We start from the raw sequence: 24,957 nt of genomic DNA, 5'->3' as shown, positions 1-24,957 counted from the left end.
TTAGGGCGGGCTGTCCCAGCCGGCCTACATCGACATATTTGGTGGCGGCCGGCTCGGAGAGCCGGCCCTACCCACGGCGTAGAATTCCCCCATGCCCGACCGACGCGAGTTCCTTGCCTCCATGGCTGCGCTGGCTGCCGTGCCGTCTGCCCTCACGGCGCAGGAGGGCACTGTCGCCACCGTGACCGGCGACGTCGCCGTGCGCGACCTCGGCATGGTGCTCATGCACGAGCACGTCATGGTGGACTTCATCGGCGCCGAGCAGGTCAGCCGCAGTCGGTACAACGCCGATGAGGTGGTCCGCGTCGCCCTGCCGCACTTGCGGGAGGTGAAAGAGCTCGGGTGCGGCACGCTGGTCGAGGCCACGCCGGCGTTCCTCGGCCGCAACGTCGCGCTCCTGCAGCGACTCGCGCGTGAGTCCGGACTGCACATCATCAGCAACACCGGCTACTACGGTGCGGCTGGCGACAAGCACCTGCCGGCGCATGCGTTCAAGGAGTCGGCGGCGCAGCTTGCCCAGCGGTGGATCAACGAGCATCGGCGCGGCATCGACGGCACCGACATCCTGCCGGGATTCATGAAGATCGGCGTCGATCCCGGCGGGCTCTCGGACGTCGATCGCAAGCTGGTCGACGCTGCGGCCATCGCGCACAAGGCGACCGGCCTGCCGATCGCGTCGCACACGGGCGATGGTGTCGCCGCCCATCAGGAACTCGATCTGCTCGATGCGCAGGGGGTGGCTGCCGACGCCTTCATCTGGGTCCACGCGCAGAACGAGGGCGACGATGCCCAGCTGAAGCGGGCGGCGGAGCGGGGGGCGTGGGTCGAGTTCGATGGCATCGGCCCGGATTCGGTGGACCGCCACGTGCAACTCGTGAAGATGATGGCCGACGCCGGGCACCTGGGGCGCGTGCTGGTGTCGCACGACGCCGGCTGGTATCACGTCGGCGAGGACGGTGGCGGCACGTTCCGACCGTTCGACACGGTGTTCCGCCGCTTCGTGCCGGCGATCCGCGAGGCGCTGAACGACGCGGCCGTCACGCAGCTGCTCGTGGCCAATCCGGCGCGTGCGCTGGCCCGCCGCGGCTGAGGCTCACTGCAGGGCCAGGCGCCGTTACGCGCTGCGGAGTCCTTACGCGAGGGGGCGGTGCCAGCGAAGGCCTGGGAATCTCGCGTAGTCGGCGTCTGTCGACACCCACTCGCAGCCATGTTCGATGGCCAGTGCGGCGAACCAGGCATCCTGGACGAGGTTGCCCGATGCGTGGGTCGCCGCGCACAGGTCGGCGAACAGCGGCCAATGGCGCTCGCCCGGCTGGATCACCGTCGAATGCGCCGGCGCCAGTAAGGCGTCGCAGAACGCCATCGCCTCAGGCATCGTCGATGGCTGGTGGTAGATCCCGGTATGGGTGCAGATCCGGAGCACGCTCGCCAGCACCTGCGGTGAGATGCCATAGGCATTCGGGCCGTCGACCACACCCTGCAGCCAGCCCCGGTACTCCGAATGCCGGGGCGAGTCAGGTCGGAAGGCGTAGATGAGGACGTTGACGTCCGGCATGATCATCGGAGGTCGTCGAGCCGATCGAGCACCGAGCCGGTGTCGTCGAGGTCGACGCCCGGACGGAGGCCTCCGGACGCGCTCGACACGGGCAGGCGTACGCGCCCGGCGCGGGGCCCCTGGTGCGACCCGGACATCGCCAGACGAAGCCCGCGCTCCATCAGGCTGGTGAGCGTCTCTCCTCGCTTCCGGGCCTCTTCCCGCGCTTTGGCCAGAAGACCGTCATCGAGTCGCACCGTCGTCCTCATGCTGGTACGCTAGCGAGCTGACATACGTATGTCAAGAACGGTCGAACCCGTGATCGCGAGCTGGAGGTCCAGCGCGGTCGCGCTATCGTGACCGGCGTGGACTGGTCGCTTGCTCTTTCCGATCCCCAGGCGCTGCGCGAGGCCGGGCACTTCGTCGCCGAGGGGCGCCTCGTGCTCGAGCGCATCCTCGCGGGTGCCGCCGGTGGCCCCGACGCCATCGTCGAGGTCCTTGCCACGCCAGCCGCGGCCCGAGCCCTCGCGCTGGAGTCGCGACTCCCCGATCAGCTGACCGTCAGGACCCCTGCGGAGATGGAGGCGCTGACGGGCTTCAACTTCCACCGCGGCGTGCTCGCGCTGGTACGCAGGCCGGCTATGCCTGCCGTGGGTGACGTGGTCGACGCCGCGACCCCGGCCCCACTCCCGACTCCCGACTCCCGACTCCCGACTCCCGGTTTCCGGTTCCCGGTTTCCGGTTCCCGGTTGCCCGTCTTGGTGGTAGCCGAGCACCTGGTGGACGTCGACAACGTCGGCAGCTGCTTTCGCAATGCGCGGGCGTTCGGCGCGGCTGGCGTGCTGCTCGACGAGCGATGTCCCGACCCCCTGTATCGAAAGGCCGTCCGCACGTCGCTTGGGCATGTGCTCGAGGTGCCGTGGTCGCAGGCGCCGATCGTGGACGTTCTCGCGGTGCTTCAGGCGCGGCGCGTGACGACGGTGGGGCTCACTCCAGGCGGGGACGCGCGTTCGCAGGCGCCAGAGGACCTGCGGACCCTCACCGCGCACCTCGACCACTCGAGACCGGTCGCCCTCGTCGTCGGCAACGAGGGCAGCGGTCTCAGCGCGGAGACCATGGCGCGATGCACGCACCTCGCGCGGATCCCGATGGCCGAGGGCGCAGACTCACTCAACGTTGCCACGGCGCTCGCTGTGGCGCTGTATCAGTTCAGGGAAGGCTCAGGGCTCTAGGCTCAAGGCTCAGAGAACAGGCTCACGGCTCACGGCTCACGGCTCACGGCTTACGGCTCGAGGAGCACGGCCACGGCTCAGGGCTCAGAGAGAACAGGCTCAGGACCCAAGGAGCGCGGCCGCAAGGCGCAGGGCGCAACCGTCTCTGGCGCCGACTTGCAGTACTCGTTGCAGTACTTCTGGCTCGCTGGGATCCGGCGCGTGAACCGCTCAGCTCCCGCTCACAGGCGCGCCCCTTCCGTGACGGAGCCTTCGCTGGCCGGACTCGGGGAGCCGGCCCTACCTTCCTAAGCCGTGAGCCCCGAGCCTGAAGCCCTGCCTTCTGAGCCCTGAGCCCTGAGCCCTGAGCCGCCACCCAAACAGAAAGGGCGGGCACCCGAGTGGATGCCCGCCCCTCCGTCAGCCTTGAGCCCCGAGCCGTGAGCCTGAAGCCCTGCCTTCTGAGCCCTGACCCTTGAGCCCTGAGCCTGTTAGAACACCATCCGCACGCCGAAGCGCAGGATGCGCGGGGCAACGATGCCCGTCACCTGGTTGGCCGTGGACGCGGCCTGGTTCAGGTTGCGCGTCAGCACGGTGTTGACGTTGCCGACGTTGAACACGTCCATGCTGGCCTCGACGCTGCGGCGGCCGAACACGAAGCGCTTGCCGACGCGGAAGTCGAACGTCTGCAGGGCGTCGTAGCGGTTCTCGCCGAACGGCTCGAGGATCAGGTTGACCGTGCCAGCGGCGCCCGCGCGGTTGGGCGACAGGATGCGCTGCGGGAACAGGTAGCCCTGGCGGTAGTTGTAGAACGCGCCGAGGCTGATGTCCCACGGCGCGATGTAGACGCCCGACAGCTTCACCAAGTGGCGGGCGTTGACGAACACGTTGTCGATACCGCTGCCGCCGGCTTCCTGGGCGTACTGCTGGCCGTTGAAGATGCCGAGGTTGGTCGGGTCGAACGTGGCGCTGTAGCCCTGCACGCTGTCGAAGTTGTCGATGGCGTTGTTGAAGCCATAGTTGGCGTCGATCATCCAGCGGTCCGACATGCGCTTGGTGAACACGGCCTCGATGCCGTTGAAGTCACGCGTGTAGCCGCCGCGGTTGACGAGGCGCTGGGTGCCCGGAATGCTGATGTTCGGCTGGAAGTAGGTCAGCTGCGGGCACGACGGCGCTGCCGCCGCGCAGGTCGGCTGGTAGGTGGTCGGGTTCCAGTTCGACTCGCTGATGCCGACGCGCTGGTCGAAGCGGAAGTCCGAGTACTTGCGGTAGATGTAGCTGAACGACACCGCCACCTTGTTGGACACCTGGTGGTCGACGGTCCCCGTCCATTCGATCGTGCGATCGTTCTTCAGGCCCGGGTCCACCGTGTTGGTGGTGCCGAGGAAGCCCGGGTTGTCGGGGTTGTAGTTGCCGCTGAAGGCGATGACCGCCGACCGCTGCAGGGTCACCTCGTTGAGCTGCACGAAGCGGTCGCCGTTGGCGTCGTTCCAGGGGAACGAGATGCTGGCGGCGCTCACCGGGTTCAGGGTGCCCGAGAGGCTGCCAGGGGCAATCTGGCCGTAGTACACCGAGAACGACGAGCGGACGACGGTGCGGCCGGTACCGAAGACGTCGTAGCCGAGGCCGACGCGCGGCGACCAGTTGGAGAACGTCACGCCGGAGTCGGCGCCCTGGAACGCGATGCCGGGGAGCCACTGCGGAATCAGCGGATTGGAGTCGACCGACGAGGCCAGCGCGGCGTCATCCTGACGGTCCCAGCGGATGCCGGCCGTCAGCGTCAGCCTGTTGCGCGTGAACACGTCCTGCACGAACGCGCTGTGCGTCGTCATGGCGTATTCGGTGGCGGCACTGCGCCAGAACTGGGCGCGCTCCGGCACACCGTTGCGCGTCTGGGCGTACACGTCGCCGCCGTACACCGTCGTCGAGCTCGACGGCGTGTCGCGGTAGACGTAGCCGACCTTGAACGCGTGGTCGCCGCCGAGGGTCGCCGGCTTGAAGTAGGTGCTGGTGAGCTGGACACTGGTGGCCGGACGGTCGAACTCCGACTGGTTGAACGAGCGTTCCCAGCGACCGGTGCCGAGGTCGTTCAGCGGCTGGATCTGACGGTTGCCCGGCTCCTGGAACAGCAGGCCGAAACCGCCGCCGACGTGGGCATACGCCGCGTCGGCAATCCAGCGGTCACTGAAGACGTGACGGTCGCTGGCCTTGTGGGTCCAGACCGGGCCTTCCTGGATGTAGGTGGTCTCGAACGGACGCGTGTCGCTGGCGTCACGCGCGTTGCGGATCTTGTCGGCGAAGTTGCTGTGCCACGTGAACGTGTTGCCCGAGAAGAGCAGCGCGCTGCCCTTGATGTTGTAGTTGTCGAGCACCGTGAGGTCGGTGTTGAGGCAGCCGTTGAGCTCGGCCACCGACAGCTGCTGCGCCAGCGGATCGGCCGCGTTGACCGGGCAGCCGGCCACCTTCTGGAAGAAGTTGACGACGCCGACCTTGATGTCCTGCTTGGAGTAGGAACCCCAGAACCACGCCCGACGCTTCCAGATCGGACCGCCGCCCTCGATGCCGTAGTCCTTGATGTTCTGGATCGGCGCGCCGGTGCGGGCGCCCTGGGCGCGCAGCTCCTCGGTCAGGTTGGTCGAGCCGAACTCCTGGTCGGTGATGTAGTAGCGCGCCGAGCCACGGATCGTGTCGCTGCCGCTCTTGGTCACGAGGTTGATGCCGACGCCGCCGGTCTGCTGCGTGACGTCGTTGCCGCCGGTGCTGATCTGCAGCTCCTCGAGCATGTCGAAGTCGTAGTACACGGCCGAGGCGCCGGTGGCTGCCTGGTCGGTGATGTCGACGCCGTCGAGCAGCCACTTGTTGTTGGTGGTCGTCGCGCCGCGCGAGACGTAGCCCGACTGCTGGCCCGACTGGCTGCCGCCCACGTTGGTGCGGTCCATCGTGATGCCCGGCGTGCGCTCGAGCATGACCCACGGGTCGCGCGCCGAGGGCACGTTCTGCAGCTGCTCCTGCGTGAAGTTGGTCTTGGTGCCCGTCTTGCGGGTGTCGACCAGCGGTGCCTCACTGGACACCGTGATGCTCTCCTCGAGCGCCGAGACCTCCAGCGTGGCGTTGGTCGTCGCGTTGCCGCCAGCGTTGACCTGCACGCGCTCGACCACCACCGTGCGGAACCCGGTCAGCTCGAAACGCACCGTGTAGTTCGCCCCCGGCTGGAGGCCCGGGAACAGGTACGTGCCCGTCTCGGCCGTGGTCGCCGTCAGCGGCTGGATCAGAGACCCGCCACTGACCGTCACCACGACGCCGGGCAGGACCGCCCCGGACGCATCCACCACCCGACCCACGATATCGCCGGTCGGGGCCTGCGCCATCGCTGGCGACGACCCGAAGACCAAGCCCAGCGTCGCCAACAAGGCGAGCAATCTGCCTCTCATCCGTGCCTCCTCGAAAGTTCAGACAAGAGCCGTCACACCAGCGCATGACCGGCTCGGCCCCATGAACCGGTGAAGTCTCGCCACGACCCTCCCGCAGAGCCCTCACTCCGGGGAACCACCGGGTCGACGCACCTGCAGCCGGGCCAGTGTGGTGGCCTGCAGGGAAGAACCGCACCTATCTGGGGGCCAGAGAGCAACCTTCCTGCCAGCCCTGCAGGTGCAACTTTGTTCGGGATTTGCCGACTCGACAGGTCCGGATTCGCCGCCAATACGAATTATTGGATGAGCGAGATCCAGTCGAGCGGATCGAAGTTGCAGATTGGAAGGACCACTTTGGAGTGCAAAGAACTTGCTGCTTCTAGTGGTCAGTTCAGCGAGGCGACGCGACGACGGAGCGTCTTGACGTGCTCCCAGACGGCCTCGAACTCCTCCTTGACGTCGGAGTCCTCATCATCGTCATCCCGACGCGTGTGGCGGGCCGTCAGCGCCAGGTAACGCTCGAGGTCGGCCAGGGCGGCCCCGTAGTGCCCCATCTGGTAGGACAGCAGGCCCCGATCGCGCAGCTCGGTGAGCGATGTCGGATCGAGGGCCAGTACGAGACCGGACACGTCCCGTGCGCGGCCGAACGACCGCAGCTTCGCGTACGCCCGCTTCAGGTTCACGAGCATCCGCACGAGGATCTGCGTCTTGAAGGCCGGCGCCAGCAGCGCCCGGTCGAACCGGGCCCCTTCGCCCGCGTACCGCGTGAGCAGCCGCGCGCAGTCACGCTGGGTCAGCACGATCCCGCCGTGGAACGGGTCGAGGATGATGTCCTCGGTCGGCGCGGCATCGCCGAGCATGCCCTTGCAGCGCACCAGGAAGTGCCCGGGGAAGTTGATGCCCTCGAGCCACAGCCCGACGCGTCGCCCGACGTGCATGTAGATGATCGACAGCGTGATCGGAATCCCCGTGCGCCGGGCCAGGACGTCGTTCAGGAAGCTGTTGCGCGGGTCGTCGTAGTCGCCGAGGTTCCCGCTGAACCCTTCGGTGTCGAAGAGGAACTGACCGAGGTGCTGCACGTGCCCCAGCACGTCGCCCGGGGCGGCGGAGGCCTGGACGAAGGCCGCCGTCCGCTCCACCAGCAACTGCAGTTGCGCGAGCGTCTCGGCCTCTCGCAGCGCCGGGTACTCCAGTCGTGCCAGGCACAGCGCCGCTTCGGCGAGATCGTCCTCGCCGGGCCGCTGGGCCAGCGCCACGAAGGCATCGACCTCGGCGCTCGTCACGCCGACGCCCGCTCGGTGGCCACGAGCGCCTCGAGGTGCTCGATGGTCACGTCGGCAATCGACGCGAGATGGGTCTCGGCGCTCGGCAGGCTGTCGCGTCCGTAGGAGGTCAGCACGGCCATCGTGCGCAGCCCGGCGCCGCGCGCCGACTGCAGGCCCCATTCGGAGTCCTCGATGGCCACGACGTCGGCGGGAGAGGCCGTGGAGGGCAGGGCGCCCGACGCCTTGAGCAGCTCGAAGGCACGAGCATACGGATCGGGCGACGGCTTGCTGCGCGGCGTCTCGCCGGCGGCGACGATCACGGGGAAGTGCGCGCGCTGTCCGCTGCGATCGAGGATCAGCTCGATCTCGTGGCGCAGCGCACCGGACGCGATGGCGACGGGGACGCGCGCGGCGACGCGTGCGATGCACGCACCCGCCCCCGGGTACAGCGCGTGGTCTCCGAGCGCCTCTGGGAACAGCCCCTTCTTGGTCTCGAGCAATGCCTCGAGGCCGGCCGCGTCCATCGTCACGCCCCGATCAGCGAACACCTGGATGAAGGCGTCGCGGTCGCTGTAGCCGAGGTACTTCTCGTAGTACTCCTCGGGCGTCAGCGTGATGCCGACCGAGTCGAGCACCGTCTGGAACACGGCCAGGTGCACCGGCTCACTGTCGGCCAGCACCCCGTCGAAGTCGAAAATCACAGCAGCAAGCGGCACGGAGATCCTTACGATGACGGTCGGCTCGGAGAGCCGACCCTACCCGATGACGGCGGGCTCCACCCTCCGCCTTCGCCAAGGCTTCGGCGGACACGTCGGAGAGCCAGCCCTTACGATGACGGCCCGCTCGGAGAGCGGGCCCTACCCGATGACGCCCCGATTGCCCGGCTCCCGGTTCCCGGTTCCCGGTTCCCGGTTCCCGGCTTCCGGTTCCCGCTATTGACGCATCCGCTCGCCGGCGCGGATCGGCACCGTGAGGCGATTCTCCGGCGGCGGGATGGGGCAGTCGTATTTCGGGTCGTAGTAGCAGTACGGCTGATAGGCCGCGTTGAAATCGAGATCGTACAAACCGGTCGGCGTGCGGTCGAGATCGAGGTACCGGCCCGAGGCATAGGTTTCGAGGCCGGCGGTCAGGTCGCGGAACGGCACGAACAGGCGGCGTCGCGCGGCGTCCTCGGCCGTCACGAACGCCGTCAGCGTGTAGGTCTGCCCCTGAATGGTGAACTTCAGTTTGCCGGCCTTGCGCATCTGTCGTCGCTGGCCGGTGGACGTCGGCATCTCGAAGGCCGGCGACTCTTCGTCCGACAGCGGTGCCAGTGCCGCCGGCGTGCGATAGCTGACGTCGATCGGGTAATACGCGAGCGGCAGGAACCGTTCGACCTCGGCTCTCGGCACCGGCGAGTCGAGCGCGTCGCGGAACATCGCGTCCTTCTCGGCGCGATGCGTCGTCAGGCTCGCCGTGTGGTCCACCTGGGGTGGCTGGGTCGAGCACGCCGACAGCACGCCCACGAGCAGGACGGGCAGGGCTCGCCGCGAAAAGAGTGTCACCCGGCAAGCATACCGTGGCGGGCCGACTCGCCGAAGACCGCGCCCGGACGGGCCACGCACGCGGCCGCGAGTGCCCGCCGCCATGGTCGCTGGTCCGCGGCCGGCACCTTCAGCAGGCGACGCGCGCCCGAGAGGGCGATGCGCAGCATGTCGCCCTCCAGCACGGCCGGCAGGGCGCGCCGCACCAGCATCTCCGCCCGAAGCGCTGCCTCGCTGGCGGCGATCAGCGCCGCATCCCGGTGAATCGCGGCCACCGAGGCGTCGGCCCGCGCCATGACGCGCGACGCCCGCAGCGCGGCGCTCTCGATGGCGTACGCCTCGATCGCCAGATCGGCGATCCACAGCAGCACCTCCTGCTCCTCGGCCAGCGATTCCCGATAGCGCTGCATCGCCGCGCCCAACAGCAGGACCGTCGTCTTCTTCAGCCCGGAGACGATGTGGGCCAGCAGGGCGGCGGGGTCGTCCGGTGGCGTCAGCGGTAACGCGAGGAACTGATCGGGCAGGGCCCGTGCGGCGGCGATCAGCGGCAGCTCGCCCTTCACCGCGCGACGTGCGAGTTGCCCGGCGATGAGCAGCCGGTTGATCTCGTTGGTGCCTTCGAAGATGCGGTTGACCCGGGCGTCGCGATAGGCGCCTTCGGCAGGATAGTCGCGCACGAAGCCGTTGCCGCCGTGGATCTGGACGTTCTCGTCGAGCACGTACTGCAGGGTCTCGCTGGCGAGCACCTTCAGGATGGACGCCTCGACCGCGTGCTGCTCGAACGCCCTGCCGCGGACCTCATGTGGCAGCTCGTCGTGCTCGAGCGAACCGGCGAGGCGATACAGCGCGCTCTCCGTGGCATAGAGGCGCGCTGCCATCTCCGACAGCTTCACCTGGATGGCCCCGAAGCGTGCGATGGGCTGGCCGAACTGGCGCCGGGCCGCGGCGTAGGTGGCCGCCTCCTTCAGCGCCTGGCGTGCGCCACCGACGGTCATGGCGCCCAGCTTCATGCGGCCGTAGTTGAGCACCGTGAAGGCGACCTTGTGGCCCTTGCCGACCTCACCGAGCACGGCGTCGGCGCCGACGCGCGCGCCCTGCAGGAGCAGCGGCGCGGTCGACGACCCGTGCAGGCCCATCTTGTGTTCCTCGCGGCCTGGCGTCACGCCCGGGGTCGCCCGGGGCACGAGGAACGCGGTGAAGTGCTCGCCGTCGACCTTGGCAAAGACGACGTAGAGGTCGGCGAAGCCACCGTTGGTGATCCAGAGCTTCTCGCCGTTCAGTTCGTACCCGCCGTCGGGCAACCGGGTCGCCGTGGCGCGCGCGCCGAGCGCATCGGAGCCGGACGCCGCCTCGCTCAGGCCGTAGGCGCCGATGATCTCGCCAGACACGAGTCCTGGCAGATACGTCCGCCGCTGCGTCGGTGTACCGAACCAGAGGATCGGCACGATGCACAGCCCCATGTGCGCCCCTGCCGTCGTCGCAAACGACGCGTAGCGGCCCATGGCCTCCGAGACGAGCACGGAACTCATCACGTCCAGGCCGACGCCGCCCCAGGCATCGGGCACATCCACACCGAGCAGGCCGAGTTCGCCACACTGCCGCATCAGCGTCCGGGCCAGCGCCCAGTCCTTCGCCTCCAGCGCCTCGCGCCGAGGCAGCACTTCCTGCTCCATGAACGCATGCGCCGTCGCCGCGATCATGCGGTGTTCGTCGGTGCGATCCTCGGGCAGGCACACCGCGTCCGCACTCGTCTCGCCCAGCAACCACTCGCCCCCGCATTGCGAGATCATGTCCGTTGCCTCCAGCGTGTCGTCGACCCTCGACTGTAGTCGTCGACCTTCAGGTCGACGGTCAGTGAACTCCGCAGTTTGCTGGCCTCCTTACCGCTCGCCGACCAGCCGCGCGATCGCGCGCATGCCCTCGTCGCCGATGTCGAGGCTGTGCGCGTTGACGTAGAGCGCGATGTGCTGCGCGCAGACCTCGTCCGACATCTCCTGCGCATGGGCACGGGTGTAGTCGCGACTGGCGTCCGGGTGATCGAAGGCGTACTGCACCGAGGCGCGGATGGCGCGCTCGGCCGCGGCCCGCGTCGCCTCGTCCATGTCGCTGCGGGCGCAGATGCCGGCCAGCGGCACCGGCAACCGGGTCTCGTGCTCCCACCAGTCGCCGAGGTCGATCACCTTCACGAGGCCGTGATCGGCGTACGTGAACCGGCTCTCGTGGATGATCAGGCCGGCGTCGACGTCCCCCGTCTCGACTGCGCGCAGAATCTGGTCGTAGCGCAGCTCCGTCACCTGACCGAGGTGCGGCGCCGCCAGTCGCAGGAGTCGATACGCCGTCGTCTCCCTGCCCGGAATGGCGACGCGTCCTCGCACCGCCTCCTCGAGCGACACCGCCGTTCGCGCGACCACGAGCGGGCCGACGCCGTGGCCCAGCGCCGCGCCGCTGGGCAGGAGCGTGTAGCGATCCCCCACTGCGGCGAATGCGCCGACGCTCAACTTGGTGAGATCGAACGCGCCCTCGTGCGCGCGCCGGTTCAGCTCCTCGATGTCGAGCAGCACCGGGCGGATCCGGAACGGCGCCTCGACGAGCCCATGCGCCAGGGCATGGAAGGCGAACGTGTCGTTGGGACACGGCGAGTAGCCGAAGGTCAGCTCACGCAACGCGCCACCTCCTCCACCAGCCGCGCCGTGGCGGCCGTGATCGCATCGAAGGCCGCGTCGAAGTGCCAGCGCGCACGATCTGTCTCCTCGATCTCGTTCGAGATGGCGCGGACCTCGACCGCAGGGATGCCGGCCAGCTGCGCCGCACGCAGCACCGCGAACCCTTCCATCGCCTCCACGTCCGTGTCCGTCGTCCCACCGATGCGGGCACTCGTGCCGATGGGCAGCCGCGGCGCATCCGGGAATGCTCGTGCCACCGCACTGACCAGCGCCGGGTCCGCCATCACCACACCTGGCGCGAGGTGCGCCGGCACCCGCAGGTCGTGATAGCGCGCCTCGATGCCGACCACCAGCGAGGCCGGCATCAGCGCTCGTGCCCGTCGCGTGCCCGCGATGCCGACGTGCACGATGGCAGCCGGACGATCGAGGGCGATGGCTGCCGCGGTGGCCGCCGCGGCGTCGACCGGTCCCACGCCGCAACACAGCGTGCGCCACCCGACTGGGGTTACCAGTTCACGCGGGGTGGCGGCGACAACGAGGACGCGATCGAGGGGAACCATAAGAAATTCAGAATTCAAAATTCAAAATGAAGCGCGGGGCCAGCATCGCCATTTCCAGGGACGCAAGGTTCTTGCTGCGAGCCGCCGACCATGCATCGACTTGGGTGGCGTTGCCGGGAGCTGAGCTTCATTCTGAATTCTGAACTCTGAATTGCACTGTCATCGACGTGGGCGGCGTTGCCGAGAGCTGAGCTTCATTCTGAACTCTGAACTCTGAATTGCACTGTCATCGACGTGGGTGACGTTGCCGCGAGCTGAGCTTCATTCTGAATTCTGAATTCATAATTTCTCGAATACTCCCGCAGCGCCCATGCCGCCGCCGACGCACATGGTGACGATGCCGTAGCGGCCCTTGCGGCGGTGCAGTTCGTGCAGCAGCGTGGTCGTCAGCCGCGCGCCGGTGCACCCCAGTGGATGCCCGAGGGCGATGGCGCCGCCGTTGACGTTGACCTTCGAGAGGTCGAGCTCGAGGTCGTGGGCGCAGGCGAGCACCTGACTGGCGAACGCCTCGTTCAACTCGATGAGGTCGATGTCGGCGAGCGTCAGGCCGGTTCGCGCCAGGACCTTTCGCACGGCGGGCACCGGTCCGATGCCGAAGCGCTCCGGTTCGACGCCAGCCGTCGCGTACGCGACGAGGCGCGCCAGCGGCGTCAGCCCGAGGTCGCGCGCGCGGGTGTCGCTCATCACGACGACAGCCGCCGCGCCGTCGCTCATCTGCGACGAGTTGCCGGCGGTAACCGTGCCCTTCACGTGGAACGCCGGTCGCAGCTTCGCGAGGGCTTCGACCGACGTGTCGCGGCGTGGCCCCTCGTCTGCCGAGATCACCACCTCGGTGGCGGCCATCGGGTTGGAGGCGGAGGGCGTGAGCCGAGTGGACGTCACCGGCACGATCTCATCGGTGAAGCGCCCGGCGTCCTGTGCGGCCAGGGCGCGTCGATGGCTCTCGAGCGCGTAGGCATCCTGCGCCTCGCGTGAGATGCGGTGCTCGCGGGCGTGGTTCTCGGCGACGAGGCCCGTCGTCAGATAGACGTCCGGGTACGAGGCCACGAGCCCTGGATTGGGCGAAATCTTGTGCCCGCCCATCGGCACCAGACTCATCGACTCGGTGCCGCCCGCCAGCACCACGTCGGCGCCGCCGGCACGGATGCGGTCCACCGCGCAGGCAATCGCCTCGAGCCCGGACGCACAGAAGCGGTTCACCGTGACGGCTGACGCACTGTGCGGCACCCCGGCGTGCAGACTGGCGATGCGCGCCACGTTCATGCCCTGCTCGGCCTCCGGCATCGCGCATCCCAGGATCACGTCGTCGACGGTCGCGGGATCGAGGCCGGGCACGCGGTCCAGCGCGGCCCGGATCACGAGCGCGGCGAGGTCGTCCGGCCGCATGTGGCGCAGCTGGCCGTGCGGCGCCTTGCCCACGGGCGTGCGAACGGCGGCAACGAGGACGGCGTCGGTCACGGCAATGTCTCCACGAAGTGCGTCACCTCGCGCGCAAACGCGTCGCGTCGCGTCACGAGGCCCCAGTGTCCCGTCCGGTCGAGCACGACATGCCGCGCATTGGGCAACCAGTCCAGCATGCGGCAACTCGCTTCCGCGGGCACGATCTTGTCCAGACCCGACTCCCCCGTGAGGAGCAGGGTCGGCTGCGTCACCGCGCGGCAGTCGGCCACGAAGTCCTCCGAGGCGATCATCCGGATGCGCTCGGCCATCCGGTCGGGCGAGTGCGGCGCTCGCACCACCCGGCTGAGCAGACCCAGCGCCCGGGGCACCCAGTCGCGCCCATGCGCCGCCCGCAACTCGGGGACGATCCGCCCCGGTGAGCCCGCGAGGAAGGCCGGCGCCATCAGCCGCGGATGCGCGACCCAGCGACGGATGCGGTCGTCCGGCGCGAAGTCCGCGTTGAGCGGCGAGGCCAGCACCAGGGCGCGGACCCGCTCCGGGTGTCTCGTCGCGAGCCGCAGCGCAATCAGTCCCCCGTACGACACCCCGCACACCACGGCCGGTCCGTCAGTCACGCGGTTCAGCGCATTGAGTGCCTGCCGCACGAGGTCGTCGAACGACCGGGGCACCAGCGGCGGCACGGTGTTGCGTTCCCCGCACAGCGAGTAGCTGACGACCCGATGATGCGCGGCCAGCGCCTGCAGGGCCGGTCGCGCCCATTCCCAGCGGCCCTGGATGCCGGGAATCATCAGCAGGGTCTGGCCCTGCCCCGCGATCAGCATCAGTTCCTCAGCGTCTTCCCGGTCTTCAGCGTGTGGGCGATGCGCGCCTGCGTCTTCGGCTCCCCACAGAGGCTCAGGAAGGCCTCGCGCTCCAGATCGAGCACGTACGACTCGGGCACCTCGGTCGCGTGGGGGACGTCGCCCCCGGCCAGGACCCACGCCAGCTTGCGGCCGATGGTGGCGTCGTGGTCGCCGATGCGGCCGGCCCTGTGCGCGAGATGGACGCCGAGCGTCAGCGCCGCGCGCATGTCGGGTCCGCCGACGGGGATGGCCGTCGGCGCGCGCCCTGGCACGTAGCCCGCGGCCCTGGCCTGCACGAGCTCGCGCGCATCGGCGTGCAGGCGCGTGCGGTGCATGCTGATGCCGTCGCCATGACGCAGGAACCCGAGCGCCCGCGCATGCGGTGCGCTGGTCGAGACCACCCCGAACCCCATCGTCTCGAAGGCCTTCTGCACGAAGGGGAGGGCGTCGGCGTGCTTCGAGGGCCGCTGCTGGCTGGCGCGCCAGAGCATTTCCTTGGTGCCGCAGCCGGCCGGGATCAACCCGACGCCGACCTCGACCAGCCCCATGTAGGTCTCGGCCGCCGCCTGCACGGCGGAGGCATGCAGCGACATCTCCGTGGCGCCCCCGAGCGTGAGGCCGTTGATGGCCGTGATCACCGGCACTTGCGCGTCGCGCAGCGACAGCACGGTGCGCTGGAAGGCCCGCACCATCGCGTCGATCGACTCCCACTCGCCGTCCTGCGCCTCCATCAGCACCAGCATCAGGTTGGCCCCGGCCGAGAACGCCTGGCCCTGCGTCGCGACGATCAGGCCGACGCCCTCGCGCTCGGCCCGGGCGATGCCCGCCTGCAGCATCGCGAGCGTGTCGCCGCCGATGGTGTTCATCTTCGAATGCAGCTCGACGGCGAAGATGCCGTCGCCGGTGTCCAGCACCGAGGCCGCGCCGTTCGACTCGACCACCTGCTGACGGTCCCGCGCACCCGCCAGGACGAGCAACTCGACCGGGTCGGCCCGGAACGACCCGGGCACGCGCATCGTGTCCCGTCCGCCTGCCAGTCCGTTGGGTAGGGCCGGCTCTCCGAGCCGGCCGTCATCCCTCATCGCCGCTGCAAATGCCTGGATGCCGATCGCATCGATGATCTCGAACGGGCCCAGCTCCCAGCCGAAGCCCCACCGCATCGCCCGGTCCACATCGTCGATGTCCCGGGCGATGTGCTGCCACACGCGCGCCGTGTAGAGCAGCGTCTCGCCCAGCGTCGCCCGCGTGAACGCCGACTCCGCTGATGTGCCGAGCATCAAGGCCTTGATGCGCCCGGCCGCGCCGCCACGCTGATCGCGAAGCGCGTCCAGGACGGGCCGGTGCACCGGGACGCGCGGGACGTACGTCCACGTCGCAGGATCGAGCACGAGGATCTCGGACGTGCCGCCAGGTCCCTTCTCGCGCTTGAAGAAGCCCTGACCCGCCTTCTCGCCGATCCACTGGCGTTCGAGCATTCCGGCGATGCGTGGGCCGACCGTGAACAGGCGGTGCAGCTCCGGGTCGCTCGTCCGCTCGACGAAGTTCCGCGCGACCTGCGTCGCCACATCGAGTCCGGTGATGTCGATCGTGCGGAACGTGGCGCTCTTCGGCCGACCGATGACGGGCCCCGTCAGCACATCGATGGTGTCGATGTCGAACGGCCCGGTCTCCCATGCCTGCAGCACTGTAAACAGGCCATGCAGACCGATGTGGTTGGCGATGAAGTTCGGCGAGTCCTTCGCCACCACGACACTGCGGCCGAGGCGGACGTCGAGCCAGTGACGCACGCGCGCCACCGTGTCGGCGCTGGTCGCCTCCACCGGGATGATCTCGACCAGCGGCATGTAGCGCGGTGGGTTGAAGAAGTGGGTGCCGACGAAGTGTCGGGCGAAGTCTTCGGTGCGGCCCTCGACGAGGCTGGCCAGCGGCAGGCCCGACGTGTTGGAGCTGACGATGGTCGTCTCGCCCCGTTGGCGGTCGATGCGCTCGAACAGCGCACGCTTGGGCTCGAGTCGCTCGACAATGGCCTCGATGATCCAGTCCGCGCCGCCGAAGTCACCCTCGTCGATGGCGCCCGTCCGGACCATCGTGGCGTGCGTCGGCGTGAACAAGGGGTCCGGCTTCAGCGCGAGCGCCCGCTTCCAGCCCGCTGCCGCGGTGGCCGCATCGACGTCCAGCAGGTGAACGGCCACGCCGGCGTTGGCCAGATGTGCCGCAATCTGTGCGCCCATCGTGCCGGCGCCGATGACGATCGCACTGCGAAGGGTCTTGGACACGACGTCCTCGATTATTCCTCCATTCACGGAATTCGGCGTAGCGCCACGCCTGCGGGTGGAAGGTCCGGAGGCGAGGCGGGGCATAATTCGCAGCCATGCCGCGTTCCACCCTCACCATCGCGTGTCTGCTCGTCGGTCTGACCCTGCCACCGCCCCTGGCGCTCGCCCAGACGCCGTCTACCCAGGCGCGTTCGTCACGCCCGGCGCGTACACCCGGCGCGGCATCGGCGTCAGGCCGGTTCGATCGCACCAGACTGGTCGAGATCACGAAGGTGGTCGAGGCGGCTGTCGCCCGCAAGGAACTGCCCGGGGCGGTCGTGGCCGTCGGCACCGAGGTGGGCGTCGCCTGGCAGACCTCGGTCGGCCAGCGGATGCTGCAGCCGGTGCCCGAGCCGATGACCGCGGACACGATCTTCGATGCGGCCTCCCTCACCAAGGTCGTCGCCACCACCACCGCGGTGATGATGCTGGTGGAGCAGGGCAAGCTCAGGCTCACCGATCGCGTGGCGGTCCATCTGCCGGGCTTCGAGAAATACGGCAAGCGCGACATCACCATCCGCCACCTGATGACGCACACGTCGGGGCTGCGTCCGGATCTTGAGTTCAACCCCGAGTGGAACGGCTACGACACGGCGATCAGCAAGGCGCTCGACGAAGTGCCGGTAGCCCGCCTGGACGAGCGCGTCATCTACTCCGACATCAACTTCTTCCTCCTCGGTCACATCGTCGGCGTCGTCGCCGGCGAGCCGCTGGACGTCTTCACGCGCACACGCGTCTTCGTGCCGCTGGGCATGAAGGACACGATGTTCAAGCCGCCCGCCGCCCTGGCCTCACGCATCGCGCCCACCGAGAAGTGCCGGCCGATCTCGTTCCCGTGCGGGCAGGACGATGGGACGTGGCTGCGCGGGGTCGTGCACGACCCGACCGCGCGCCGCATGGACAACGTCGCCGGGCATGCCGGCCTGTTCACCACCGCGGCCGACCTCGCGCGCTTCGCGCGGATGCTCCTCAACGGCGGCCAGCTCGAGGGCGTCCGCATCCTGGCGCCGCTCACCGTGGCCCGCATGACGTCGCCCTCGACGCCGCTCGGCGAGCGCAACATCCGCGGCCTCGGCTGGGACATCAACTCGAGCTTCTCGGCCAACAAGGGCGATTTGTTGCCGTCGCGGTCGTTCGGCCACACCGGCTTCACCGGCACGTCGCTGTGGGTCGACCCTGGCACGAAGACCTTCATCGTCTTCCTCTCCAACCGCGTGCACCCCGACGGCAAGGGCGACGTCGGCATCCTCCGCTCCCGCGTCGCCAACATCGTCGGCGGGGCCATTCGCGTGGCGCCGGCACCGGTGGTCGACACGCACGACTTCGCGCAGGTCGGCCCGTCCGGGGCCACCCCAGGCCGTCCCGCGCCGGCACGTACCCTCAACGGCATCGACGTCCTGCAGGCGGAGGGCTTCGCGCGCCTCGCGGGACGCAAGGTGGGTCTGCTGACCAACCACACCGGTCGCACGCGCGGCGGGCAGTCGACCATCGACGCGTTCCATGGCGCGAAGAACCTCACGCTCGTTGCGCTGTTCAGTCCCGAGCACGGCATCCGCGGCATCCTCGACGAGGATGTGCCGTCCTCGGTCGACGAGAAGACCGGCCTGACGATCCACTCGCTGTACGGCAAGACCCGGCGCGTCACGCCGGAGATGCTGCAGGGCATCGACACGATGGTCGTCGACCTGCAGGACATCGGCAGTCGCTTCTACACCTACATGTCGACGCTCGGCCTGTTGCTCGAGGAAGCCGCGCCGCGCGGCATCGAGGTGGTCGTGCTCGACCGCCCGAATCCGATCAACGGCTGGCAGATCGAGGGACCGAAGCCCGATCCGCTGCCGGACGGGGCCGAGCGCAGCTTCATCGCCTACTTCCCGACGATGCCGGTGCGGCACGGAATGACGCTGGGCGAGCTCGGCAAGCTGTTCAACGAGGAGCGCAAGATCGGCGCCAGGCTGACCATCGTCGAGATGAAGGGCTGGTCGCGCGAGGCCTGGTGGGACGAGACGATGCTGATGTGGGTCAACCCGTCGCCGAACATGCGCAACCTGACGCAGGCGACGCTCTATCCGGGCATCGGGGCCGTGGAGTACGCCAACCTGTCGGTGGGACGCGGTACGGATGCGCCGTTCGAGCGCATCGGAGCCCCGTGGATCGACGGCGTGCAACTGGCAGAAGCGCTCAACGCGCGCAATCTGCCGGGCATCCGCTTCTATCCGATCGTCTTCACCCCTGCGTCGAGCGTGTTCAAGGACGAGGAATGCCAGGGCGTCTACTTCATCGTCACGGACCGGAGCGCGCTGCGACCGGTGCGTGTCGGCCTCGAGCTGGTGAGTGCGTTGTCGCGCCTCTTCCCCGGCAAGCTGGATCTGAAGCGCACGGCCACGCTCTACGGGTCAGCCGATCAGCTCGCGCGGGCCATGACGGGCGAGGATCCCGAGCAGCTGTCGGCGCAGTGGGCCGCCGACGAGGTCAACTGGCGGACACTGCGGTCGAAGTATCTGCTGTATCGGTGACGGGAACCGGGAACCGGGAACCGGAAGCCGGAAACCGATGGGAGGGACGCCTCGCCGAGGCGTCCGTTCGCCCCCGTGGCAAGGAAACCTCGCATGAAGCTCGTGTTGCTGCCGCTGTTCGCCCTGCTGATACTGCCGCCCAGCGCGTCCGCCCAGCCGACGGACTGCCTGCCGCTCCTGCCGACGGGCACGCAGGGGGGCGCGCTGCTGCCAGGCGCCATGATGAACGTGCGGTTCGGCGGCACGGAGGGGGCGCCGCTCGCGCTCGACGTCTATCCGCATGCCGACAGGGCAACGCGTCCGCTCGCCGTGGTGCTGCGCGGCGGCACGGGGACGGTCGGACAGCGCTCGTCGTACGTCGGGCAGCTCGTCGAGACGCTCGGTGATGCGGGCTATGTCGTCGCCGCCACCGACTATCGCTCGCCGAGCCTCGACGCCTCTGCCGAGGATCTGACGGCCGCGCTGCGCCTGCTGACGATGTGCCATGCCGCGGCGCTGCACGTCGATCAGTACAAGGTCGTGCTGGTGGCCGAAGACACGGCGGCCCCGATGGCGCTGCTCGTGGCCGCACGGCTGAAGGAACTGCGGCTCGGTCGACATGCCGGTGCGCCCGCGCCCCCGACCGCCGTCGTCGTGGTGGGCGGTCGCTTCACCAACGCGCCCGCGCCGGTGGTGCCGACCCGCGTCGTTCATGGGGGTGACGATTCCGAGGTGCCGGTGACCGAAGCACACGCCCTCTGTCGACGAGGCACGGGCGGCTGCGAGGTCGTGGAGGTGGCGGGGGCCAGCCATCGCGCCGAGAACTGGTGGCCGTCACAGTGGTCGTACAAGGCCGCACTGCTGGAGTGGCTGGCGCCCCACGTCGGCGCCGTGCCGGCGCCGGCACGGCCCGCCGCCGCCGCTGGAGGCGGCCCGGCTTCTTCGGGGCACGCCCCGGCCGGAGGTGGTCTTCGCAAGCGCATCGTGTACGACGAGGCGCACGGGCTGTCGCTCGACGCCTGGGTGCCGTCCGCGACGTCACCGACGCCCGCCGTGGTCCTCGTGCATGGGGGCGGCTGGGAGGCGGGTGACCGTGTGACCTACATCGCGCCGATGTTCGCCCTCGCAGCCGCGCGAGGGTGGGCGTGGCTGTCCATCGACTATCGCCTCACGCCGGAGGTGACCAATCGCGAGCAGGTGACGGACGTCCGTGCCGCGCTGGCGTACGTCCGTGCGCACGCCGCCGAACTCCGCATCGACCCGAGGCGCCTCGTGCTCGTGGGCGAGTCGGCCAGCGGGCAACTGGTGACGCACGTGGCGGCGAGCGAGCCGACGCTGGCGGGTGTCGTGTCGTTCTACGGGGTGTACGACCTCGTGGCGATGGCCGGCGACCCCGCCAACCCGCGGTCGCTGGCGCGCCGCCTGTTCCGCATCATGACGATGGACGCGGCGGCGCAGGCCACGCTGCGCGAGTTCTCGCCGGGATTGCGCGCGTCGAAGGCCCTTCCACCGCTGCTGCTGATCGCCGGCACCGCCGATCGCCTGATCGCGCAGCAGCGCGCGTATGCGGCCGCGCTGACGACGACAGGTGCGCGGGTGGACACCGTTGAAGTCGACGGGGCGCCCCACGGCATGGAAGCGTGGCACGAGGAGTCCGGCTGGAGAGTCTGGGAGCAGCAGGTCGGCGCCTGGATCCAGCGCATTGTCAAATGATTCAAGATTCACAATTCAGAATGAAGCTCAGCTCGGAGCTCCGCCACGCTCCGCGCCACGATGATGTGCGGGAGCGCCAGACCGTGCTGGCCGCGCGTTCATCGTGAACTCTGAATGTGCCTCTTCCGGGATCAGCGTGGGTAGAGGTACAGGAAGCCGCAGGCCTTCGGGCGACCTTCAGGTGCTGCGTCTGCGCTGCCGCGAAGGCGTCGGTGCGATCGGCCCACGACACCCCAACGTGCCGGACGCCGTGTGCGGACAGTCGACAGGCGTCACCCGTGCATGCAGGAATGTCTGGTGCTGACACACGTCGAGGTGGCGCCGGCGGCCCGCCCCACCCACCCACGCCTGGCCCGGAAAAACCCGAATTCTTGACCTGAATGCAGCGCAGCTCAGCTCAGTGCTCGCTGCGCTGAGCATCACGATGATGTGCGGGAGCGCCGACCGTGCTGGCCCCGCGCTTCATTCTGAACTTTGAATCGTGAATTACCTGACGTGCCTGCCGCCGTCCACGCGGAGGGTCTCGCCGGTGATGAAGCCGGTGGTCACCAGCAGCAGCACGGCGCGGGCGATCTCCATCTCGCCGCCCCAGCGCTGCAGCGGCGTGGCGCGTGCGACCTCCTCGCGTTCCTCCGCGTCGAGATCGGGCGGCGGCACGATCGGCCCCGGGGCGATGGCGTTCACCAGGATGTTGTCCGGCGCGAGCTCCAGCGCCAGCGCCTCGGTCAGCGCCTTCACGCCCGCCTTCGCCACGTAGTACGCGACGAAGCCCGTGTAGCCCGGCCGACCGCTCGCGGGCAGCCAGTCCGTGAAATTCACGATGTGGGCCTGCGGCCGGGCGCGCAGCATCGGCAACATCGCCTGCGTGACGTGGAACGCCGACGACAGGTTGGCGTCGATGTCGTCCCGCCACGCCTGTTCGTCGATCTCGGCCAGCGGCCGCGACACGTACGTCGACGCCATGTTGACGACGATGTCGAGGCCGCCGAACTCGCGCTGGATGTCGGCGGCGAGGGCCGCGCAGTCCGCCGGCTGGCTGACATCGGCCTTCAGGACGATCGCGCGCTGGCCCAGATCCCGCACCCGCGCCGCCGTCTCCTCGGCCTCCTGCTTCGACGAGCGGTACGACAGGGCGACGTCGGCGCCGGCGCGTGCCAGCTCCTCGGCCACCACCCGCCCGATGCGCTTGCCGCCGGTCACCAGTGCCAGTCTGTGTGTCAGCATCGCCTTACATTCTGTACAGCATCAGGTACACGAGCACGCCGGTGACCGAGACGTACATCCACAGCGGCCACGTGATGCGGGCGATGCGGCGGTGCTGGTCGAAGCGCCGTGCCAGGGCCCGCGAGACGGTGATCAGCACGAGCGGCACGATGGCGATCGCCAGGATCACGTGCGAGATCAGGATGGCGAAGTACACCACCCGGATCGGGCCGGTGCCGGTGAACGGGCGCGACCCGATGTTGGCGTGATAGACGACGTAACTCGCCAGGAACAGCACCGACGTGGCCAGCGCCGCCAGCATGCACAGGCGGTGGGCCTCCACCCGCTTCTGGCGGACGAAGACGAAGCCGGCGAGCAGGAACAGCGACGCCAGGGCGTTGAGGCTGGCGTTGAGCGCGGGAAGGTCTGAGATGGACACGGTCGTGGCGGCCGTCAGGGCACGCGGGTGGCGATCATGAACAGCCAGATCAGCGGCAGGTAGATGATCGAACCGAGGAACAGCTGACGTGCCGTGCGGCGATGCAGGTCGCGCGCGAAGCGCACCGCGAGGAACAGGAAGGCGAGACCGAGCACCAGCGCCACCCCGAAGTACAGCGGACCGGCGAGGCCCGTCAGCGCCGGGGCCAGGCTGACCGGGATCAACGCGGCCGTGTACATCACGGTCTGCCGAGCCGTGCTCCGCCCCGTCGGTTCCACCACCGGCAACACCGGGAACCCCGCCCGCTCGTACTCCTCGCGGAACAGCCACGCGAGGGCGAGGAAGTGCGGCATCTGCCACAGGAACACGATGGCGAACAGCAGCCAGGCCTCGCGCCCGAGCGTGTCGGTCGCGGCGGCCCACCCGATCACCGGCGGCAGGGCGCCCGGGATCGCCCCGACGACCGTCGCCAGCGACGTGCGCCGCTTCATCGGCGTGTACCAGATGACGTAGCTGACCAGCGTGGCGAAGGCCACCAGCGCGCTGAGATGATTGACGCCGAAGGACAGCTGCGCGAGGCCGATGGCGCTGAGCAGCATCCCGAAGACGTACGCCCGCAGCGGCGTCATGCGCCCGTCGGGCAGCGGCCGCAGGCGCGTCCGCGCCATCAGCGCATCGACGTCCTGCTCGTACAGCTGGTTCAGCACCGCCGACCCACCCGCCACCAATGCCGTGCCCACGACCGTGTGGAACAGGGTCAGGGCGTCAACGTGCCCGGCCACACCTAGCCAGTAGCCGACACCCGTCGTGAAGACCACGAGCAGATTCAGCCGCGGCTTGGTCAGCTGCAGGTAGTCCGACATCCGGGTCGAGGTCAGGGGATAGGCGATGGCTTCGGGCCGCATCACGCGCTTTCGGGGCAGACGCCCCAAATTCCGATTATTTCACAGCGGGACAGGTCAGGGCGCCTGCGGCGCCGGCGCGCCGGCCGCGCGCAGCTTGCGCATCACGCGGTCCTCGATCCACTGCACGCTCCACCAGTCGACCGGCGTCACGAACTCGCCGTGCAGCACCATCGTGAAGTGCAGGTGGTCGCCCCCGGCCAGGCCCGTCTGGCCACTGCGTCCGAGCTCGCCGTTCATCTCGACGGTCTGCCCTTCCTGGACGCCGATGGAGCTGAGGTGGGCATACAGCGACTGCAGGCCCATACCGTGATCGACGATCACGCAGTTGCCGTAGATCCCGAGGAAGCCGGCAAAGATCACGACGCCGCGATTGGCGGCGAGAATCGGCGCGTTCTGCGTCGAGGCGAGATCGAAGCCGAGGTGCACCTGCTGGTCGACCGCCTTGCCCTGATAGGTGTAGGTGCGGTCGTCGGCGAAGCCGGCCTCGACCGCGGAGTTCATCATCTGGCGGAACGGCCCCCGCCACAGGATCTCCTTCGCGGTCTTCGTGCGGCCGAGTGTCCGGATCGTCTCGTTGTTGGCCTTGCGCAGGTCGCGGTTGATCACGAGGTAGCTGGCCAGCAGGTCGTTGGCGTCCTTGACGACGAGGTCCGGGGTGTTCTGCAGGATCGCCGGCACCACCTTCTGCAGGAAGGCATCGTCGAGCGGGATGGTGCTCTTGCGGAACTGCTTGGCGGTGACCTTCGAGTCCAGGCTGGCGGTGGCGGCGTTGCCGGCCTCGTCGCGAGCCCACAGGGAGACGGGCGTCGACGCGGCCTGGTTGAACAGAAACGGGAAGAAGGCGACGCGCAGGCCCGGCGCGGCGTTGGGGATGCCGGCGCCACTGGCCGCCATGCCCGGATACTCGCGGTCGCCCACGCGCACGCCGGACGGCACATCGGCCGGGTTCACCTGATAGACGACGACTTCGGCGCCGCCCTGGTTGATGAAGTGGAACTGCGACAGCACGGTGACCGTCGGCGGCGTCAGGCGCACCTGCAGGTCCTTGCGGAACGTCGAGCTGACCTGCCGCAGGCCGAAGAGCACGGGACGCGTCGCGTTGACGACCAGCGTCGCCGGACCGGTCTTCAGGGAGGGCGCCGTCTGCCGGCCGATGACGCCGGTGACGGCGACGCGGTCGGCCGCAGGCGTGATGGCCAGGCCCTGCGGCGTGGCCAGCGAGCCCATCGGCATTGCCGTCCCGCCCTGCTCGAGGCTCACATCGAGCGCCGTGACCACGCCGCCCGGCGCGAAGACGTCGAGCTTCAGATCCGTCTTCTGGCCGACCACCGTCGTCGGCGCACCGAGGGTGATGGCGGGCCCGGCGGCCCGCCCCGCCAGGAACCACACGAGGCCGACCGCAATCAACAACGCCAGGAGCAACGCCAGCAACGTCCGCATCCCCGCGATGATAGTTGATGGAGGGAGGGACCGCTCGC

At 69.1% G+C, this 24,957-nt stretch carries 20 protein-coding genes; 4 read left to right on the top strand and 16 right to left on the bottom strand.

The genetic code is table 11. The features are described 5' to 3' along the window. Positions 1-91: 91 nt before the first annotated feature. Positions 92-1,090: a hypothetical protein gene (locus Q0C41_RS09275; RefSeq protein WP_291983099.1), complete on the top strand. Its 999-nt coding sequence runs from the start codon at positions 92-94 to the stop codon at positions 1,088-1,090. 42 nt (positions 1,091-1,132) lie between these two features. Here Q0C41_RS09275 and Q0C41_RS09270 read toward each other — a convergent pair whose 3' ends face one another. After that, positions 1,133-1,561: a type II toxin-antitoxin system VapC family toxin gene (locus tag Q0C41_RS09270; protein ID WP_291983098.1), complete on the bottom strand. Its 429-nt coding sequence runs from the start codon at positions 1,559-1,561 to the stop codon at positions 1,133-1,135. Beyond that, positions 1,558-1,803, bottom strand: coding sequence for a hypothetical protein (locus Q0C41_RS09265; protein WP_291983096.1), 246 nt, complete (start codon positions 1,801-1,803; stop codon positions 1,558-1,560). Before Q0C41_RS09265 ends, Q0C41_RS09270 begins: the two co-directional genes overlap by 4 nt. A 96-nt stretch (positions 1,804-1,899) precedes the next feature. On the opposite strand from Q0C41_RS09265, the gene Q0C41_RS09260 reads away from it, so the two are divergent. After that, a complete protein-coding gene (locus Q0C41_RS09260; RefSeq protein WP_291983094.1) occupies positions 1,900-2,766 on the top strand; it encodes an RNA methyltransferase in 867 nt (288 codons plus the stop codon). A 470-nt stretch (positions 2,767-3,236) separates the two neighbouring features. Here Q0C41_RS09260 and Q0C41_RS09255 read toward each other — a convergent pair whose 3' ends face one another. The 10 genes from Q0C41_RS09255 to Q0C41_RS09210 all read right to left on the bottom strand — a co-directional run bounded on the left by Q0C41_RS09255 (position 3,237) and on the right by Q0C41_RS09210 (position 16,685). Next, a complete protein-coding gene (locus Q0C41_RS09255; protein ID WP_291983092.1) occupies positions 3,237-6,176 on the bottom strand; it encodes a TonB-dependent receptor in 2,940 nt (979 codons plus the stop codon). 365 nt (positions 6,177-6,541) lie between these two features. Then, positions 6,542-7,438, bottom strand: a complete 897-nt coding sequence (locus tag Q0C41_RS09250) for a SirB1 family protein (protein ID WP_291983090.1) — start codon at positions 7,436-7,438, stop codon at positions 6,542-6,544. Further along, positions 7,435-8,136, bottom strand: coding sequence for an HAD family phosphatase (locus tag Q0C41_RS09245; RefSeq protein WP_291983088.1), 702 nt, complete (start codon positions 8,134-8,136; stop codon positions 7,435-7,437). Before Q0C41_RS09245 ends, Q0C41_RS09250 begins: the two co-directional genes overlap by 4 nt. Positions 8,137-8,352: 216 nt before the next feature. Then, positions 8,353-8,964: a DUF1684 domain-containing protein gene (locus Q0C41_RS09240; protein WP_291983086.1), complete on the bottom strand. Its 612-nt coding sequence runs from the start codon at positions 8,962-8,964 to the stop codon at positions 8,353-8,355. Then, positions 8,961-10,733, bottom strand: a complete 1,773-nt coding sequence (locus Q0C41_RS09235; protein ID WP_291983084.1) for an acyl-CoA dehydrogenase family protein — start codon at positions 10,731-10,733, stop codon at positions 8,961-8,963. Before Q0C41_RS09235 ends, Q0C41_RS09240 begins: the two co-directional genes overlap by 4 nt. A gap of 90 nt (positions 10,734-10,823) precedes the next feature. Further along, positions 10,824-11,606, bottom strand: a complete 783-nt coding sequence (locus tag Q0C41_RS09230; RefSeq protein WP_291983082.1) for a 1,4-dihydroxy-6-naphthoate synthase — start codon at positions 11,604-11,606, stop codon at positions 10,824-10,826. Beyond that, entirely contained in the window at positions 11,594-12,166 is a 573-nt protein-coding gene (locus Q0C41_RS09225) for a hypothetical protein (protein WP_291983081.1), read from the bottom strand. Before Q0C41_RS09225 ends, Q0C41_RS09230 begins: the two co-directional genes overlap by 13 nt. Before the next feature lie 279 nt (positions 12,167-12,445). Beyond that, positions 12,446-13,624, bottom strand: coding sequence for an acetyl-CoA C-acyltransferase (locus Q0C41_RS09220; RefSeq protein WP_291983079.1), 1,179 nt, complete (start codon positions 13,622-13,624; stop codon positions 12,446-12,448). Next, complete coding sequence (locus Q0C41_RS09215; protein ID WP_291983077.1) at positions 13,621-14,388, bottom strand: alpha/beta hydrolase; 768 nt, start codon at positions 14,386-14,388, stop codon at positions 13,621-13,623. The genes Q0C41_RS09220 and Q0C41_RS09215 overlap by 4 nt, the downstream gene beginning before the upstream one ends. After that, entirely contained in the window at positions 14,388-16,685 is a 2,298-nt protein-coding gene (locus tag Q0C41_RS09210; protein ID WP_291983075.1) for a 3-hydroxyacyl-CoA dehydrogenase/enoyl-CoA hydratase family protein, read from the bottom strand. Before Q0C41_RS09210 ends, Q0C41_RS09215 begins: the two co-directional genes overlap by 1 nt. Before the next feature lie 95 nt (positions 16,686-16,780). Here Q0C41_RS09210 and Q0C41_RS09205 point away from each other — a divergent pair, with 95 nt between their 5' ends. After that, positions 16,781-19,240: an exo-beta-N-acetylmuramidase NamZ domain-containing protein gene (locus Q0C41_RS09205; protein ID WP_291983072.1), complete on the top strand. Its 2,460-nt coding sequence runs from the start codon at positions 16,781-16,783 to the stop codon at positions 19,238-19,240. Positions 19,241-19,333: 93 nt separating this feature from the next. Continuing rightward, on the top strand, positions 19,334-20,932 hold the full coding sequence (locus tag Q0C41_RS09200) for an alpha/beta hydrolase fold domain-containing protein (protein ID WP_291983070.1): 1,599 nt from the start codon (positions 19,334-19,336) through the stop codon (positions 20,930-20,932). 486 nt (positions 20,933-21,418) lie between these two features. Here the strand turns inward: Q0C41_RS09200 and Q0C41_RS09195 are convergent, their stop codons facing one another. From Q0C41_RS09195 to Q0C41_RS09180, 4 genes are read right to left on the bottom strand one after another with little or no spacing between them, the layout of a single operon-like run. Beyond that, positions 21,419-22,156, bottom strand: coding sequence for an SDR family oxidoreductase (locus Q0C41_RS09195; RefSeq protein WP_291983068.1), 738 nt, complete (start codon positions 22,154-22,156; stop codon positions 21,419-21,421). A 4-nt stretch (positions 22,157-22,160) separates the two neighbouring features. After that, the gene (locus Q0C41_RS09190) at positions 22,161-22,574 is read right to left on the bottom strand and encodes a DUF420 domain-containing protein (RefSeq protein ID WP_291983066.1); all 414 of its coding nucleotides are present in this window, start codon (positions 22,572-22,574) and stop codon (positions 22,161-22,163) included. A 14-nt stretch (positions 22,575-22,588) separates the two neighbouring features. Continuing rightward, on the bottom strand, positions 22,589-23,479 hold the full coding sequence (cyoE, locus tag Q0C41_RS09185; protein WP_291983109.1) for a heme o synthase: 891 nt from the start codon (positions 23,477-23,479) through the stop codon (positions 22,589-22,591). A 54-nt stretch (positions 23,480-23,533) separates the two neighbouring features. Then, the gene (locus tag Q0C41_RS09180; RefSeq protein ID WP_291983064.1) at positions 23,534-24,919 is read right to left on the bottom strand and encodes a M23 family metallopeptidase; all 1,386 of its coding nucleotides are present in this window, start codon (positions 24,917-24,919) and stop codon (positions 23,534-23,536) included. Between the last annotated feature and the right edge of the window lie 38 nt (positions 24,920-24,957).

The organism is Luteitalea sp. (assembly GCF_022842525.1).
In the GTDB taxonomy this organism is placed as follows: domain Bacteria; phylum Acidobacteriota; class Vicinamibacteria; order Vicinamibacterales; family Vicinamibacteraceae; genus Luteitalea.
This window is presented reverse-complemented; position numbering and strand designations above follow the sequence as displayed.

What these genes read in the sequence shown, in the direction of transcription:
- Q0C41_RS09275 (WP_291983099.1), top strand. Translation starts at nt 92, where the DNA reads ATGCCCGACCGACGCGAGTTCCTTGCCTCCATGGCTGCGCTGGCTGCC.
- Q0C41_RS09270 (WP_291983098.1), bottom strand. Translation starts at nt 1,561, where the DNA reads ATGATCATGCCGGACGTCAACGTCCTCATCTACGCCTTCCGACCTGAC.
- Q0C41_RS09265 (WP_291983096.1), bottom strand. Translation starts at nt 1,803, where the DNA reads ATGAGGACGACGGTGCGACTCGATGACGGTCTTCTGGCCAAAGCGCGG.
- Q0C41_RS09255 (WP_291983092.1), bottom strand. Translation starts at nt 6,176, where the DNA reads ATGAGAGGCAGATTGCTCGCCTTGTTGGCGACGCTGGGCTTGGTCTTC.
- Q0C41_RS09235 (WP_291983084.1), bottom strand. Translation starts at nt 10,733, where the DNA reads ATGATCTCGCAATGCGGGGGCGAGTGGTTGCTGGGCGAGACGAGTGCG.
- Q0C41_RS09225 (WP_291983081.1), bottom strand. Translation starts at nt 12,166, where the DNA reads ATGGTTCCCCTCGATCGCGTCCTCGTTGTCGCCGCCACCCCGCGTGAA.
- Q0C41_RS09215 (WP_291983077.1), bottom strand. Translation starts at nt 14,388, where the DNA reads ATGCTGATCGCGGGGCAGGGCCAGACCCTGCTGATGATTCCCGGCATC.
- Q0C41_RS09205 (WP_291983072.1), top strand. Translation starts at nt 16,781, where the DNA reads ATGCCGCGTTCCACCCTCACCATCGCGTGTCTGCTCGTCGGTCTGACC.
- Q0C41_RS09200 (WP_291983070.1), top strand. Translation starts at nt 19,334, where the DNA reads ATGAAGCTCGTGTTGCTGCCGCTGTTCGCCCTGCTGATACTGCCGCCC.
- Q0C41_RS09195 (WP_291983068.1), bottom strand. Translation starts at nt 22,156, where the DNA reads ATGCTGACACACAGACTGGCACTGGTGACCGGCGGCAAGCGCATCGGG.
- cyoE (WP_291983109.1), bottom strand. Translation starts at nt 23,479, where the DNA reads ATGCGGCCCGAAGCCATCGCCTATCCCCTGACCTCGACCCGGATGTCG.
- Q0C41_RS09180 (WP_291983064.1), bottom strand. Translation starts at nt 24,919, where the DNA reads ATGCGGACGTTGCTGGCGTTGCTCCTGGCGTTGTTGATTGCGGTCGGC.